This is a genomic window from Silvimonas soli, from assembly GCF_030035605.1.
Lineage (GTDB): Bacteria > Pseudomonadota > Gammaproteobacteria > Burkholderiales > Chitinibacteraceae > Silvimonas > Silvimonas soli.
The window spans coordinates 841,604-856,808 of record NZ_CP106736.1; the positions used below are offsets into that span (position 1 = coordinate 841,604).

The following is a 15,205-nucleotide window of genomic DNA, read 5'->3' on the forward strand; positions in this document are numbered from 1 at the left end:
ATTCTACGCTGCCCTGGCCCCGAATTACGCCAGACCGCGCACAATTTTGACCAAAAATGACCGGGAAATTGCCCGGTATTTGATCAACGCCGAACCGGCGGCTGGTTACAACATGCGCCGACCTTGATCTGCAAGCTATCGGCCAGATTGCGGTCCATGTTGTTGAACCAAGCGGTGCGGATGCGGGAGATCAGACCGGCGCGGCGCGGGCCCAAGACATTAACCAGCGAGCCATACTGCATCTCGCGCACGTCGTAGGTCACCGTAAGCTGCCGTTTTCCAGGGGTCACCGACTGCACGCCAGGCAACGCTGCCAGCGTTTCTACCTGGCCGGGCGATGAGTCTGCGGGCCGCGCAATAATACGGGTCACCAGCCAAAGTGCCGTTGTAGTTGTCATGCGTTACCCCTTGAGTTTGCGGACCACATCCATCAACTCTTCAATGGCATCGTCGCCTTTACCTTCACCAATTGCTCGCGCTACACAACCGTGAGCATGGTTTTCCAGCAGGTGCATGGCTACCCCATCAAGTGCCGCGCGAATGGCAGCGATCTGGGTCAATACATCCACGCAGTAACGGTCTTCTTCCACCATGCGCGCGATGCCGCGCACCTGACCCTCAATGCGATTCAAGCGCCCCACCAGCCGCTTTTTGTCCGGCTGCACCGCAGATTTCTCCGGATCACCCGGCAAGGCATGACATGGTGCGGAAGCCGAAGTGTCAGACGACGTCATAGCCAGCATCCTCAATAGCTTGTTTGAAATCGGCTTGCCCGGTAACTGCCGGGTCGAATTGCACGCTAGCACTGGCGGTGTCCTTATCGACCACGACCTGGTTTACGCCATCAATGCCCGACAAAACGCCGGTGAGCGTTTTAACGCAACCCATGCAACTGATGCCGTCGATTTTGATTGTGGTGGTTTCCATCTTCATTTTTCCTTTATGTGTCCGTTGCTCGCGGCTTGGTTAATCAAAGCGTTTGGTTCCTGATAACTGCCAATCCGCGACGTCAGCCCTTTGCGCGCCAGCGCCGCAACAACAGCGCGTTACCCAGCACCGAGACAGAACTCAACGCCATGGCAGCCCCGGCGATTGCGGGATTCAACAAACCCAAGGCCGCCAGCGGGATGCCTGACAGGTTGTAGATAAACGCAAAAAACAGATTTTGTTTGATCTTGCCCAAGGTGGCGCGGGCCAGTTCCACAGCCTGAGCCACCGCACGCAAGTCGTTACGCATCAAGGTGATATCTGCGGCTTCAATCGCCACATCACTGCCCGCGCCCATCGCAAAGCTCACTTCAGCTGCAGCCAGCGCAGGAGCATCGTTGATGCCGTCACCGACCATGGCAACATGCTTGCCTTGCGCCTTGAGCTCATTGACCACCCGGGCTTTGTCGCCCGGCAAAACCTGGGCGTGTACTTGCGTAATGCCCGCAGCATTGGCGATCCATTGCGCCGTGCTCTGGTTATCGCCCGTCAGCATGATCACCTCAACCCCAGCTTGCTGCAGCGCCTTGATCGCTTCGACCGAAGTATCGCGCAAGCGATCGGCCAGGGTGATTACACCCAGCAGTCGCCCATCTTCGCCCACGCCAATCAGCGATTCGTCGGGCTGGATATCCGCAAGACTTGGGTTCTGGGCGGGCGAAGTGGCAACCCAGTCCGCTCGCCCCACTTTCAATTGTTCTCCACTGGCTAGCTTGCCCTGCACTCCTTGACCCGGCGTCACCGTAAAGCCGCTCACCGACAAAAGCGCCAATCCGCGTTGGGCTGCTTCATCCAGCACAGCCCGCGCCAGTGGATGCTCACTACCGGCTTCCAGACTCGCGGCCCACTGCAGCAGGGTGGCTTCGTCCAGTGGCATGCCATCCGTAGCAGTAGCTAACGGCAGAATCTTGCGGACGCGTGGCCGACCTTCGGTGAGCGTGCCGGTCTTGTCGACCACCAGCGTGTCGATATGCGCCGCATGTTCCAGCGCTGCGGCATTGCGGAACAACAGCCCCAGATGCGCGCCACGGCCAACGCCAACCATTACGGCGGACGGCGTCGCCAGTCCCAAGGCGCAGGGGCAGGCAATCACCAGCACGGCTACCGCGTTGACCATGGCCGGAGTGAAGCCGCCCAGCCACCACCATGTCAGTGCAAAAGTCAGCAAGGCAATCAATAAAACGGCCGGGACAAACACAGCGGCAATGCGATCGGCCAGTCGCTGGATCGGCGCTTTGGAGCCCTGCGCTGCGGCCACCAGCCGCACAATCTCAGCCAGTTGTGTGTGCTGGCCAACGCCGGTTGCGGTAACGCGCAGCATCCCGTCCTGATTGCGCGTGGCGGCGTAAACCTTGCTGCCTGCCTGTTTTTCTACCGGGATGCTTTCACCAGTGAGCATGCTTTCGTCGATCACAGCGAGCCCGCCAATCACCTCGCCATCCACCGGCACAGCCTCGCCGTGGCGCACGATAATCACATCGCCGTTGCGCAACTGGTTGATCGCTACTTCGGCCACCGCGCCATCGCGCTCCACGCGAGCGGTTTTGGGTTGCAGTTGCATCAGCTCGCTCATCGCACGCGAGGCTTTGTGTTTGGCGCGCGCTTCCAGCCATTTGCCGAGGCACACCAGCGTGATGACCACCGCGCTGGCCTCAAAATAAACCGGCAAGTCATGCCATCCCCACAGCACCACCGCCGCGCTAAAGAAATACGCCACGCTGGTACCCAGCGCGATCAGTACATCCATATTGGCCCCGCCGCCTTTCAGCGTATGCCAGGCACCGCGATAGAAGCGCCAGCCAAACCAGAATTGCACCGGCGTTGCCAGCAGCCATTGCAGAGAGCGCGGAATCATCACTGCATGCGATCCGCTGAACATGGCAATCATTTCCACCAGCAGTGGCGCCGTCAGCAGAGCTGGCGCCAGCCATTGCCAGAAAGACGCTTCAGCCTTGTTGGCCGCCGGGTCCTCATTCTGTTCGGTGATATCACGGGCGTCATAACCGGCTTTGCGCACGGCGGCGACCAAGGTCTGGCTGTCGTGCAATCCGGCAGGTTGTTCGATTTGCGCTGTTTCGCTGGCGAAATTGACCGTGGCCGTAACGCCAGGCAAGCGATTGAGGACTTTCTCAATTCGCGCAGCGCAGGCGGCGCACGTCATACCCGACAGCGCCAGGGTGCGTTGTTCTGCCTTGACGTCATAACCCGCTTTACGGATGGAGGCGATCACCTGCGCGACACCGGGTTCACCAGTCATGCTGACATTGGCCGATTCACTGGCCAGATTCACCTGTGCGCTCACGCCGTCCAGCCGCCCCAATACTTTCTCGATGCGGCCAGCACATGCTGCGCAAGTCATACCGCTGATTGGCAGTGAAACATCCATGCGTGTCACCTTAATTCATATACCCATTGCGGGTATATTATACGGAGCAGGGGTATCTGTATACGCGATGGCATTTGTTACGCCCATCTTTACCAATACCATCCGGGGGTATAGATTTGCAGCTCCCGATTTCTGGCGATGGCATCACGGCATGTGGCGCATTGGCTTGTTGATTTTCTGTCTATTGCTGGCGACCTTTGCATCCGCCGGCATAGTCACGCCGCAAGCAATGCCAGTCTCCACAATGGAGGCGACACATTGCGCCCACCCCAAAATGGATGCAGCACCCAACACCTGTCATGACTCCGCGCCGCAAGTGACGGCAGCCCATGCGGTCGATCACTGCTGCGATAGCCCAGTCTGTTCCATGCACCAGGCCGTACCTGCCGCTAGCCAGCAACTGCCACCCACACATGGGCTGACCAGCGTCTTGAGTTCACGCATACCCCCTGTTCCCGCCTCGCGCGATAGCCGCCCGCCGTTACCCCCACCCCGCTCCAGCGTCTGATCGACTCCCGGTTCTAGCTATGACTCACTTGCGGCCCTTGCCGCGTGTGCGTCTGTCTTGTTCGATCATATCCGGCTGTTTGCTGAACCAAACTACCTCAGCACAGCCGACGCCTATGGAGCTATCGCTCATGCAACGTATTTTCAGTATTTTTGCCACCCTTACCTTGCTGCTGGCCAGCGCCGCACAAGCCGCCATTCCGGTTACGCTTTACAAAAATGCCGGCTGCAGCTGCTGCGAGGCCTATATCGCTTACCTGAAAACCCACGGGTTTGAGGTCAAAGCCGAAGACCGTACCGATATGGAGCAAATCCGCAAACAATGGGGCTCGGCCAACGCGGCCAGTTGCCACACCATGCGCATCGGTAAATACACGGTAGAAGGGCATGTTCCCGTCGCCGCAATCAGCAAATTGCTCAAAACCAAACCTGTCATCGCGGGAATTGCCGTACCTGGCATGCCAATGAACTCGCCAGGCATGGGGACGGAAAAAGCCGGCACGCTGACTGTGTATGCACTCAACGGCAAGGCCGACGGTGCGCTCCCGGTGTTCGGTAAGTTCTGAGCCGGCATTTAAACCAGCATCTATCCTGACCATTGCATGCGGCGGGCCTGGCGCTGTTAGCGCCGATGTAAAAAAGACCCGCCGCTCTGGAGCAAAGCCTATGGATCGTCGTTCTTTTATGCGCTACGGCAGTGCCGCTCTTGCAAGCCTGGCTGTAGGCCGCGAAGCCTTTGCACAGCCGGCCTCTCACACAATGACAATGACCGCCTCGATGCCAGGCATGACAATGCCAGCTGCCACCGCGGCCGATGCACTGTTACCGGTGAGCGATCTACCCGTTGGCAGCACCCTGCCCGCCTTGCGCACACTGCCCAATCAAGCCACGCAAGCCGGTTTATTCAAAGCCACGCTCACTACCCGGCCCGTCGAGGTGCAATTCAAACCCGGCTTGAGTACTACCGCCTGGGCTTATAATGGTCAGTTGCCCGGCCCGCTGATTGAGGTCATGGAAGGTGACACGCTGGAAATCCGCCTGGTGAATCAGCTGGCTCAACCCACCACCGTTCACTGGCATGGCCTGCCAGTACCGCCCGACCAGGATGGTAATCCGGGCGAAGAAGTGCCGCCCGGTGGCGAGCGGCTGTATCGCTTTACCTTGCCACTTGGGACTGCCGGAACCTACTGGTATCACCCGCATCCGCATGGTTATACAGCCGAGCAGGCGTGGATGGGTCTGGCTGGCGCGCTGATCGTGCGAGCCAAGGCCGACCCTCTAGCCCCCTTGCCTGAACAGCATCTGTTGTTCTCCGATCTGAAACTGGCCACTGATGGCCGCATTGCCGGTAATTCGGAGATGGACTGGATGAATGGGCGCGAAGGCCAGTTTGTGCTGGTCAACGGCGCCCATCAGCCAGTCATTAACGTGAACGGCGCGCAGCATTGGCGCTTGTGGAACGCCTGCAATGCCCGGTATCTGCGTTTGTCACTGGCAGGTCGGCCGTTCCAGTTGGTGGGCAGTGACGGCGGTTTGCTGGCTCAGCCAAGAACAGTCACCGAACTATTGCTGTCGCCAGGCGAGCGCGCGCAGATTGTGGTGAGCGGTACGGCTGGTGCAGTCACGCTGCAAGCAACTCCTTATGACCGCGGCAAAATGGGCGATGTCGCCATCGAACAAACACTGACTTTGGCCAAGGTTTTGTTCGATGGCGCAAAGGCTGCGCCATTACCCACCCGCTTGCGCGACATTGCCCCATTGACCACACCGGTGGCCCGCAAAGAAGTCCGCTTCAGCGAGCAAATGAGCATGGATGGCGGGGTGCATCAGATGATTCCGCTCATCAACGGCAAGCGGTTTGATATGCAGCGAGTTGATCTAAGCAGCCAGCGCAACGCGGTTGAAGCCTGGTCGCTGGTGAATGATTCGGACATGGATCACCCTTTTCATTTGCATGGCACCCAGTTTCAGGTGGTCAGCCGCAGCATAGAGGGCAAAATCGTGCCGGCGCCCTTTTTGGCCTGGCGCGATACCGTCAACACGCGCCCCGGTGAAACGGTGGTGATCCATACAGTGCAACATCAGCGCGGCAAAAGGATGTTTCACTGCCATATTCTGGAACATGAAGATCGCGGCATGATGGGGATGCTGGAAGTGATTTGACCACCGTAGCCAACGGCGATCACCGCTCGCCCACTTTTGCTGTTTCAAGCCGACCTGCGGGTCGGCTTTTTCATGGCCGGTCATAAAAACGTCAAGTATTGATTATTTCAAAAGACAAGACCGACCGTTCGTCTAGTAAATGCCATTTACATAAAACCAACCCGTTTCAACTCCCTCTAAACGACAGCTACCAGCAACTCGGTGGCGGTAAGGCTTTGCTCTTTACGAACAGGTTCATGAACAACACGCTGCATCAGCCGAAGCCGTTTTCTGGTTCTCGGCAAAGTACATATATCTAGTCGGGAGTAATTGAAATGAAGAAGCTCATCACTGCAGTATTCGCATTGTCTCTACTGGGCATCGCCAGCTTTGCTCAAGCGGAAGAAGGCTGGGGTAACGCCACTGGGACCTATCTGCCTCATATGCATGTGCATCCGCATGATCAACCCAACGGAACAGCCAGCAAAGGCATGTAATTTGCGTGCGTTCGCCACGCCAGGGTAAATGCCTCAACGTTGGACACTGGCGAGCAATTGAAAGCACGTAGTCGATCGCACCTCCAGATTCAATCCAGAAAACCGGCGTCATCAGCCGGTTTTCTTTGGCCTGCCATTTGGAGTTGTCAGCAAACCAGACCATGCCGCCCGGCTCTTTTCAAAGTAAAACCGTAGTTCGGCTTCGTGCCTGGCCCCGCGTTTGTTAAACTTGCGGCATTTCCGATCAGCCGAGTAATTCGCCGTGGCCCAATATGTAATGTCCATGCTCCGCGTGAGCAAAATCGTTCCGCCCAAACGCCAGATCATCAAGGACATTTCCTTGAGCTTTTTCCCGGGTGCCAAGATCGGCCTGCTCGGTCTGAATGGCTCGGGTAAATCCACCGTCTTGCGGATTATGGCGGGTGCCGATAAAGAATTCGACGGCGAAGTACAGCATCTGGCCGGTGTGAAGATTGGCTATCTGGAACAAGAACCCAAGCTGGATGACAACGCCACCGTGCGCGAAGAAGTCGAAGGCGGCATGGGTGAAGTGATGGCTGCGCAAAAGCGGCTGGAAGAGGTCTACGCCGAATACGCTGAACCCGATGCTGACTTCGACAAGCTGGCCGAAGAACAAGCGCAACTGGAAGCCATTATCTCCGCCGGAGCGGGCGACAATACCGCCCTGCAACTGGAACTGGCCGCCGACGCGCTGCGCCTGCCAGCGTGGGATGCCAAGATTGGCAACCTCTCCGGCGGTGAAAAACGCCGCGTGGCACTGTGTAAATTGCTGCTGTCCAAGCCCGATATGCTGCTGCTGGACGAACCAACCAACCACCTGGATGCAGAATCGGTGGAATGGCTGGAGCAGTTCCTGGTACGCTTCCCCGGTACCGTGGTGGCCGTTACCCACGATCGCTACTTCCTCGATAACGCCGCCGAATGGATTCTGGAACTGGACCGCGGCCACGGCATTCCATGGAAGGGCAACTACTCCAGCTGGCTGGAGCAAAAAGAAGCGCGTCTGGAAACCGAATCCAAGCAAGAAGGCGCCCGTATCAAGGCGATGAAGCAAGAGCTGGAATGGGTACGCCAGAACCCCAAGGGTCGTCAGGCCAAATCCAAGGCGCGGATTGCCCGCTTTGAAGAACTGTCCAGCTTTGAACACCAAAAGCGCAACGAAACCCAGGAAATCTTTATTCCGGTCGCGGAACGTCTGGGCGACAAAGTTATCGAGTTCAAGGGTGTGTCCAAAGCCTTTGGCGACCGCCTGCTGATCGACAACCTCACCTTCAACGCCCCGGCGGGTGCCATCGTCGGCATTATCGGCCCGAACGGTGCCGGTAAATCCACGCTGTTCAAGATGATCGCCGGTAAAGAACAACCGGATAGCGGTGAAGTCGATATCGGTTCCACCGTGCAAATGGCGTTCGTTGAACAAAGCCGCGAAGGCCTGGACAACGAAAAAACCGTGTTTGACGATGTTTCTGGCGGTGCGGATTTGCTGACTGTGGGCAAATTTGAAATGAGCAGCCGTGCGTACTTGGGCCGCTTTAACTTCAAGGGTGGCGATCAGCAAAAGATGATCGGCAACCTGTCGGGTGGTGAGCGTGGCCGTCTGCATCTGGCCAAAACACTGCTCAAGGGCGGCAACGTATTGCTGCTGGATGAACCGTCTAACGATCTGGACGTGGAAACCCTGCGCGCGCTGGAAGACGCTCTGCTGGAATTTGCCGGCACCGCGTTTGTGATCTCCCACGATCGCTGGTTCCTTGACCGGATCGCCACGCACATTCTGGCGGCGGAAGGCGACAGCCAATGGACTTTCTTTGACGGCAACTATCAAGAATACGAAGCCGACAAACGCAAGCGTCTGGGTGAAGAAGGCGCCAAGCCAAAGCGGATTCGCTACAAGCCGGTAACGCGTTAAGCGGGATTGGTGAATGGAAAACAAACGGGAAGCTGCGGCTTCCCGTTTTTGTTGCACCCCCTAGCCCGAATGGGACCCACTCCTTGGGGGGGGCCCCCACAATGCCCCTGGATATCGCATTTGACAGTTGCAGCGGGGCAGTGAGAATCCGGGGTGGCAACGCGTCAACAAGCCACCCAATATGATTTTGGCAAACATTGCCCCCGGATTCTCGCTCACGCTTCATCCGGGCTACATTTCTGCGTTGTCGCCGTCCACCAGCCATCCTGTGCATTGGACAAGCACAAAACCCGCACCAGTGGTATTGTGTCGCCCTTGTTGCGTATTAGCCTGCTAATACCTTGAATTTGCTTGAAATTTAAATGTGATCTGAAATGGCCGCCGCCCCGTACAAAAAACTCATCCACGTCTCAACCCTGGAAAACCTGGACACCTGGGCCCGCTTTCGCCAGGCCATGTGTGTGGATTGCCAATCCGCCTGTTGCACCATGCCAGTCGAGGTGAAGCTGCCGGATCTGGTACGCATGGGCGTGGTTGATGCGTTTGAAGCAGAGCATGAAGCGCCCAAGAGCATTGCCAAGCGCCTGGAAAAAGCGCGGATTGTGGCGCATTTCAACTTCAAGCATGAGGTATTCACGCTGGCTCAACGCGCCAGTGGCGATTGCATTTATCTGGATGCCGAAAGCCGCCTTTGCACCATTTATGACAAGCGCCCGAATACCTGTCGCAACCATCCAAAAATCGGCCCACGCCCTGGTTTTTGCGCTTACAAGAATCGCTGATCGTCGCTGATCAGCCCTGCGCCGCGTTCTCACCATTGTCATAAAGTCTTCATACAATGGTCGCGCCGCTGGCGTGCATCCTGGCGTTAGCTGGCATTCAGTCAGCCCACGTTTGCCAGGAACTGCGTCAGATGAGCGTTACCGTGCCCTTCCCTAATCCAGTGCGTGACTGGATTGTCAGTAACCTGCAGCGCGGCTGTACTGTGCCCGATGTCGTGGCCGAACTGCGCACCAACAATGTTTCGCCAGACCTGGCGCAAGCCATGGTCGCCAGCGTGGCTCATGCCTTAACCACACGTTCGCCGCTGCCTGACGGACAACTCGTGCTGCACGAGCCTGCTGTTAGCTATGTGGCTGATCCGAGTCGGTTACGCGGGGGATCGGTGTTGCATTGCGTTGATCGCGATATCCACGTGCTTGCGCGCATGGAAAAACCAACTGCGGCGTTACTGGGTAATGTGATCAGCATTCGCGAATGCGAACAACTAATTGAACTGGCACGCCCGCGTTTACGACCCTCCACCGTGGTCGATCCGGCAACCGGCAAAGATGTGGTGGCCGATCACCGCAGCAGCGAAGGCATGTTTTTCCGGTTGCTGGAAACGCCCTTGCTGGAAAAGCTGGATCGGCGCGTGGCGGCCCTGACTGGTTTGCCGGTGGAAAACGGCGAGGGATTCCAGATTCTGCATTACCCGGCCGGCGCGGGTAGCACGCCGCATTTTGACTTTCTGCAGCCGACCAATGTCGCCAACAGCGAATCGATTGCCCGCAGCGGCCAGCGCATCAGCACGCTGGTGATCTACCTGAACGATGTGCTGGCAGGCGGCGAAACCACCTTCCCGCAAGCAGGCTGGTCAATCTCGCCGCAGCAAGGCAACGCCATCTATTTTGAATACTGCAATCGCCACGGCCAGACCGATCCGGCATCACTGCATGCTGGCGGCCCGGTGCTCAAGGGCGAAAAGTGGGTGGCGACCAAGTGGATTCGGGAGCGCAAATTCGTGCCGCGCTCGGCGGTCATGGGTTGAGGGCTGACCCAACCCGGTTTGCGCGCCAGCCAGCGTAACTGGCATGCGCGCGCCCGCGTCGATTACATCAGATCGTTAGCGATCCAGCCTTTGTCGGTCAAGGTGAACGCCTCTTTCAGCTGCATCTGCCCGTCACCGGCAATCAACCGTGCCACCATGGGGAACACCCGCTGCGCCTCCGGATCACGCGCCCACGGGGCCGGATCAATCTTGTAGGTGTAGGTCACCGCGGTGGTTTTGCGGCCATTGTCGTCACGCGGCGGCTCCCAACCGACGATCTGGTTCAGGCTTAATGTCGCCGCGCAGAAATCGCCGTGATGCGTCACTTTGCTGCCGTCAGATGTCTGGCTGATCATGTCTTGCTTCAGAAAATACTTCTGCCCTTCTGGCGTGAGCGAATAACGCTTGCCCGGCAAGACGCCGGATTTATCCTCACCGGTGTATTTGATGGTTACATCCGACGCACTGACCAGTCCCAGTTTTTGCAGCACCGGCATTTGCAGGGCATTGCGTCCGCCAATTGCAAACTCAGCCTGAGTCACCTCAACGGGCCAGGTGTATTTGGCCAGGCACAGGTGCCCTTTCTGCGCCAGATATGCTTGCATGCCTTTGCTGAACGTCTCGGCAGTGGGTTCGGTCGATTGCTTGTTGTTGCACGCGGCCAGGGTCAGCATGCCAGTTAGCGTAGCCAGGCCGATTAGCGCTTTGCTCAGTGGTTTCAGATTCATTGTTTTCACTTTCATGGCAGTGATCATGTTCAGTTATCCGGTGCCGCTCATTCATTTCCTTGAACTACGAGAACTGAATGAGCGGCCGGTTTTTGCAGTTTTCCCGACTTCCCGATCTGCACTAGATGACTAGTTCACGCAGGTGCCGGATGTTGGTGCATTGGCCGGTGGCTTGTAGCCGTCGGTCAAGGTGTTCAGGAAGCAGATCAAGTCCGACATCTGTGCCTCGGTCATGGGTGGCGTGGAACCCGCGGCGCGGCCATCCAGCGGCATTTGCGTGTCGATATTCACGTGATACGCCGTCGGCAGATCGTTGTACTTCTGCACGGTGCCGCCGGTGTATTGCGTGGTAATCAGGCCATAAGTCGGGAAGTTGGCGTCTGGCGTGGCTTTGGGCGTACCGCCGACGGTGGGGTACCAGATTTCCGGATTGGTATCGCGCGTGTTGTAAAAGCGCACGACCTGATTCAGCGTATGGATCACACCGTTATGGAAGAACGACCCGCGCGTTGCCACATTGCGCAGTGTTGGTGCTTTGAACAAACCGCAAAACGCGTTGGCTGCACCGGGTGCTGTGGGCAGGTGATCGGTGCGCAACGGGCCGCAGATACCCATATCAGAATAATTCGGGTCCTGGTTGGCCGGGATCGCCATATTGCGCGGCAGGCTGATGCCTTCATAAGAGAAATCGGTAAACAGCGCACTGCTGCCGTTCAACCCTGCGCCCTGGTAATGGCATGATGCACAGTTGCCGGTACCGGCGTCGGTGAACACTTGCAGACCACGCAATTCGGCTGCGCTCAGCGCGCCACCAATCTTGTTACCCGCCCACAAATCGAACTTGCTGGAATACGGATGAAAACTCACATCTTCCAGTTGATAGGCCTGCAACGCTGCCCGGATATTGGCAAACGCGGCATTGGTATCGGCAAAGGCATTGGCACCAAACGCCTGCAAGAACAGCGGGGCATAGGCTGCCGCTTTGACTTTGGCGACCACATCAGCCGGTGACGCGTTGGCCATTTCGTTGGCGGACAACAGCGGTATGCTGGTCTGATCCGCCAGCGTTGCTGCGCGGCCGTCCCACGTCAAACCACCGCCAGGACCGGGCACGCTCACGCCGTCCGGGTTGTCCAGCAGATCGGCATACGGCGGAATATTGTCTTTGTAGCGCAATGACGGCACCGCGCGAGTACCCGCTTGCAGCAGATCACTGCCACCAAGCTGCACCGCCAGATTGTTGGGCGGGCCATAAGCATAATTGGGATCGTGGCAGGTGGCGCAGGCCATCTTGCCCGAACCGGACAGCGTTGCATCAAAGAACAGTTTGTCACCCACTTGTGCCGCCAGGCTCAACGGTGCCGAGGCCGAACTGGGGCTCGGTGCACTGGTTGGCGTTGGTGTGGGCGTAGGCGTTGGTGTCGTCACATTGGCAGAGCTGTCGTTGCCACTACCGCCGCCACATGCGGCGACGATCAGCGGTAAAACACACAGCGCTAACCGGAAATACTCTCGCATTTTCAGAACCTCGGTTGCACCTGCGCGACTGGTCTTCGCCAGCCCGCGCTGGTGACAATAAATCCGGGGAAACCATTCATGGTCTCCCCGTTTTGCTACGGGCGGTATTCAGCCCGTGATGAGATGACGCACTGTTATTTCACCGCCCACACACCGGCCTGGGTGGCATCCGGACCTACTTGCGGAGTCAGTGTCTGGGTGTCCGACGACTGTTTCTGCGTGTAGGTGGCTGGAATCACGTAGGCATGATTCATTGGACGAACCGAATCGAAGTGGGTGTCTGCGCTGCCTGCGTATTCCGGCAAATTCAGGATGTTGTTCGCGATGAACTTCTCGGTGTACTTGGAGCGGTTCATGTACGAAGCATCATTGGCCGGATCTGCCAGCTGGAACATGTCTTGCAGCGTACGTACGAATGAGAAATGGCTGTACGGATCGCTATCCTTGATCCCCTTCGGTGCGTTTGGCTGGTTGGTCAACACCGCAAAAATACTTTCGCCATGACCGCGATTGCCCTTGGCGTAGTTATTGACGGAGGTGTCTTGCGACCAGGTGCCATCGGCGTTTTGCTTGAGCGGAGTGGCAACGGTGCTGTTGGAAACGTTCCAGCCGCAGCAAGAGTTAAAGCCGGAGGTTGCCGTGCCTTCATCAAACATCAGCACAATCGCTACCCGTTTCTGACGATTAGCCCACAGCGGCGAGGCTTGAATCTTCTTCACCAGTGCATCTACATAGTTATCGCCACGGGTGATGATGTTGTTGCCGCTGCTGCAATCGCTGGCCGTACCACTTGGCGTACCTGGCACGCTGATCGAGTGCATGTCATCACACTGGTCCGGCATGATGAAGTTGATCTGGCCCACTGCGCCGGACTGCAAATCGGCACCGAACTGATCGACTACGTAGTTGGCTGGCACGGCATATTTTTTGCCGTTGAGTAAATTGGCATCCCACTGCCCGCCACCCAGCGTGCGGTTGCTGAATTTCCATTCAGGCGCGCTACGCACGTTTTGGTAAGCCATGCCCGGGTGGTGTTTGGTTTTGTACAAACCAGCCGGCATTGGCAGCACCAGACCCGGTGTACCGATTTGCGTGGCATTGCCACCCAGCGTGCCCGGCGCGTAGACGTTATCCGTTGCGGTCACAGCAGCATCGGCCACGCCGTCAGTCCGAAAGTCCTGACCCGGGTTCATCGACTCGCTGTAAGTGCGCCACTGCAGACCCTTGGCGGTCAGCGCATTGAACAGATTCGGCTTGCCCACGATATTGTGGTTAACCGCAGCAGTCTGTGTACAGGTGGTGGTAAACGGCGAGGAAGCCAGACCTGGCTGGGTGTTGTCCGGTACTGGCAAATCTTGCACGGCGTTGGCGCCGGTTGCATCGCAGTTCCATTGGCTGTCGTCGCTAATACCGAAGTCATCAGCGCCGCCCAGTGCGGTGTAGTTCGGCTCGCTCGGGTTGCCCGTTGCAAAGTAGCTGGTGAACTGGTTGCCGGCCTGCAGATAGCCATTGATCTTGGGTGCGTATGCCGAGCCCAGGATCGTGGTGGTGCCTTTGTTTTCCAGCATCACGATAAACACGCTGTCGTAACGCGGGATGCCTTCCACATTGAAAGCCGCTTGCTGCGCTTGCAGGAAAGTGATCGGCGTCCGGGTATCGGCAGTGGTCGCTGTTGCGGGCGTTACGTGCGCCAGACCCGTCAGCTCAGGATTACCACCAGCTACCGCCAGTGCATCCGGATACAGTTCTTTGCTATCAAACTTCTTGGTGGCGTAAGCAAAGCGGTTGTACAGCGCGTTGGCTTCTTGCAGCAGTGCAGTCTGGGCAGTGCCAGTCACAGTGGTGACGTCAGACAACAGTTGGGCTGCGGTAACGCCAACGCGAGTCGCCAGATTGGCTTTCTCGGTCTGGTAGTCGGTGCTGTTGGCTTCCACCATGCGCTGGATTTCGCTGGACATCGGGCTAACCACCACGGTACCGGTGGATTGCTCGGTCACTTGCGCAGCCGAAGCGCGAAGAATGATGTGGCTGCCCGTGGCCTTGCTATTGGCAGTGTTGACAGCTGTGGCGCTGACATCGGCAATGATCGCGCCCATGCCGGCCATTGGCAGGGCGAAGTGGCCCGTGCTGTCGGTCGTTACCGGGTTTTCGCTGGCGTCGCAAATACCGTTGTTGTTGCTGTCATAACAAACGGTGGCGCCCTGGTAATAGCCGGCCTGGATGGTCGGGGTTGTTGCGCTGCCGGAAACCAGCAAACTGCTGTTTACCACACCGTGCAGCATGGCGGCTGTCGGGGCAGGAGTCGGCGTAGGCGTAGTGGAGCTGGAGCTGGAATCGCCACCACCACAGCCGGCCAGTACACAGGCGGCGGCAATCGCGGTAAGGGATGAAGTCAGACTGATATGTTGGAGCGTTGACACTGGAACCTCCCGAGGATGATTTCGTTTTGTGTGACCGGCGCAGTGGCTTGACTGCCAATGCAGTCGGTCTTTGAAAAACGGGGCAATCCTAGGGAGCGAACATGAAGAAAGCGTGACGCTACGTTCTGATACAACACACTTACATGAACTTTTTTTTATTCTGTAAACCAGATAAAAACTCATGCGTTAAACGGATATTTATATTCGTTTAACGCATTTCCGCTGCAACAAATCGGAAACAGAAGCTTCACATAGCAACTTGTAAAAATTTATGTCCGTT

At 57.4% G+C, this 15,205-nt stretch carries 13 protein-coding genes; 6 read left to right on the forward strand and 7 right to left on the reverse strand.

Going from position 1 to position 15,205, the window contains the following annotated elements; all coding sequences use genetic code 11:
• Positions 1-83: 83 nt before the first annotated feature.
• The 4 genes from N7220_RS03870 to N7220_RS03885 form a co-directional block, all read right to left on the reverse strand.
• Positions 84-398 carry a heavy-metal-associated domain-containing protein gene (locus N7220_RS03870; protein ID WP_283150161.1) on the reverse strand — a complete coding sequence of 105 codons (315 nt, stop codon included), beginning with the start codon at positions 396-398 and terminating at the stop codon, positions 84-86.
• A 3-nt stretch (positions 399-401) separates the two neighbouring features.
• On the reverse strand, positions 402-734 hold the full coding sequence (locus N7220_RS03875) for a metal-sensitive transcriptional regulator (RefSeq protein WP_283150162.1): 333 nt from the start codon (positions 732-734) through the stop codon (positions 402-404).
• Positions 721-927, reverse strand: a complete 207-nt coding sequence (locus N7220_RS03880; RefSeq protein WP_283150163.1) for a heavy-metal-associated domain-containing protein — start codon at positions 925-927, stop codon at positions 721-723. The genes N7220_RS03875 and N7220_RS03880 overlap by 14 nt, the downstream gene beginning before the upstream one ends.
• 82 nt (positions 928-1,009) lie before the next feature.
• Positions 1,010-3,373: a heavy metal translocating P-type ATPase gene (locus N7220_RS03885; RefSeq protein WP_283150164.1), complete on the reverse strand. Its 2,364-nt coding sequence runs from the start codon at positions 3,371-3,373 to the stop codon at positions 1,010-1,012.
• A gap of 638 nt (positions 3,374-4,011) precedes the next feature.
• Here N7220_RS03885 and N7220_RS03890 point away from each other — a divergent pair.
• The 6 genes from N7220_RS03890 to N7220_RS03915 all read left to right on the forward strand — a co-directional run bounded on the left by N7220_RS03890 (position 4,012) and on the right by N7220_RS03915 (position 10,259).
• Complete coding sequence (locus N7220_RS03890; protein WP_283150165.1) at positions 4,012-4,446, forward strand: DUF411 domain-containing protein; 435 nt, start codon at positions 4,012-4,014, stop codon at positions 4,444-4,446.
• Positions 4,447-4,672: 226 nt separating this feature from the next.
• On the forward strand, positions 4,673-6,043 hold the full coding sequence (locus N7220_RS03895) for a multicopper oxidase family protein (protein WP_283150166.1): 1,371 nt from the start codon (positions 4,673-4,675) through the stop codon (positions 6,041-6,043).
• Between the two features lie 314 nt (positions 6,044-6,357).
• Positions 6,358-6,519: a hypothetical protein gene (locus N7220_RS03900; RefSeq protein WP_283150167.1), complete on the forward strand. Its 162-nt coding sequence runs from the start codon at positions 6,358-6,360 to the stop codon at positions 6,517-6,519.
• 277 nt (positions 6,520-6,796) lie between these two features.
• Positions 6,797-8,449 (forward strand): energy-dependent translational throttle protein EttA, encoded by a 1,653-nt coding sequence (gene ettA / locus N7220_RS03905; protein ID WP_283150168.1) that lies wholly within the window; start codon positions 6,797-6,799, stop codon positions 8,447-8,449.
• 374 nt (positions 8,450-8,823) lie between these two features.
• Entirely contained in the window at positions 8,824-9,231 is a 408-nt protein-coding gene (locus N7220_RS03910; protein ID WP_283150169.1) for a YkgJ family cysteine cluster protein, read from the forward strand.
• A gap of 131 nt (positions 9,232-9,362) precedes the next feature.
• Positions 9,363-10,259, forward strand: a complete 897-nt coding sequence (locus tag N7220_RS03915) for a 2OG-Fe(II) oxygenase (protein ID WP_283150170.1) — start codon at positions 9,363-9,365, stop codon at positions 10,257-10,259.
• A 62-nt stretch (positions 10,260-10,321) separates the two neighbouring features.
• Here the strand turns inward: N7220_RS03915 and N7220_RS03920 are convergent, their stop codons facing one another.
• From N7220_RS03920 to N7220_RS03930, 3 genes are all read right to left on the reverse strand, one after another.
• On the reverse strand, positions 10,322-11,002 hold the full coding sequence (locus tag N7220_RS03920; protein ID WP_283150171.1) for a hypothetical protein: 681 nt from the start codon (positions 11,000-11,002) through the stop codon (positions 10,322-10,324).
• Between the two features lie 114 nt (positions 11,003-11,116).
• Complete coding sequence (locus tag N7220_RS03925) at positions 11,117-12,505, reverse strand: cytochrome-c peroxidase (protein WP_283150172.1); 1,389 nt, start codon at positions 12,503-12,505, stop codon at positions 11,117-11,119.
• 134 nt (positions 12,506-12,639) lie between these two features.
• Positions 12,640-14,925 (reverse strand): alkaline phosphatase family protein, encoded by a 2,286-nt coding sequence (locus N7220_RS03930; RefSeq protein WP_283150173.1) that lies wholly within the window; start codon positions 14,923-14,925, stop codon positions 12,640-12,642.
• Positions 14,926-15,205: the final 280 nt, after the last annotated feature.

Bases quoted from the DNA above. Each gene is read 5' to 3' on its own strand.
- N7220_RS03870 (WP_283150161.1), bottom strand. From the start codon at position 398: ATGACAACTACAACGGCACTTTGGCTGGTGACCCGTATTATTGCGCGG.
- N7220_RS03875 (WP_283150162.1), bottom strand. From the start codon at position 734: ATGACGTCGTCTGACACTTCGGCTTCCGCACCATGTCATGCCTTGCCG.
- N7220_RS03880 (WP_283150163.1), bottom strand. From the start codon at position 927: ATGGAAACCACCACAATCAAAATCGACGGCATCAGTTGCATGGGTTGC.
- N7220_RS03885 (WP_283150164.1), bottom strand. From the start codon at position 3,373: ATGGATGTTTCACTGCCAATCAGCGGTATGACTTGCGCAGCATGTGCT.
- N7220_RS03890 (WP_283150165.1), top strand. From the start codon at position 4,012: ATGCAACGTATTTTCAGTATTTTTGCCACCCTTACCTTGCTGCTGGCC.
- N7220_RS03895 (WP_283150166.1), top strand. From the start codon at position 4,673: ATGCCAGCTGCCACCGCGGCCGATGCACTGTTACCGGTGAGCGATCTA.
- N7220_RS03900 (WP_283150167.1), top strand. From the start codon at position 6,358: ATGAAGAAGCTCATCACTGCAGTATTCGCATTGTCTCTACTGGGCATC.
- ettA (WP_283150168.1), top strand. From the start codon at position 6,797: ATGTCCATGCTCCGCGTGAGCAAAATCGTTCCGCCCAAACGCCAGATC.
- N7220_RS03910 (WP_283150169.1), top strand. From the start codon at position 8,824: ATGGCCGCCGCCCCGTACAAAAAACTCATCCACGTCTCAACCCTGGAA.
- N7220_RS03915 (WP_283150170.1), top strand. From the start codon at position 9,363: ATGAGCGTTACCGTGCCCTTCCCTAATCCAGTGCGTGACTGGATTGTC.
- N7220_RS03920 (WP_283150171.1), bottom strand. From the start codon at position 11,002: ATGAAAGTGAAAACAATGAATCTGAAACCACTGAGCAAAGCGCTAATC.
- N7220_RS03925 (WP_283150172.1), bottom strand. From the start codon at position 12,505: ATGCGAGAGTATTTCCGGTTAGCGCTGTGTGTTTTACCGCTGATCGTC.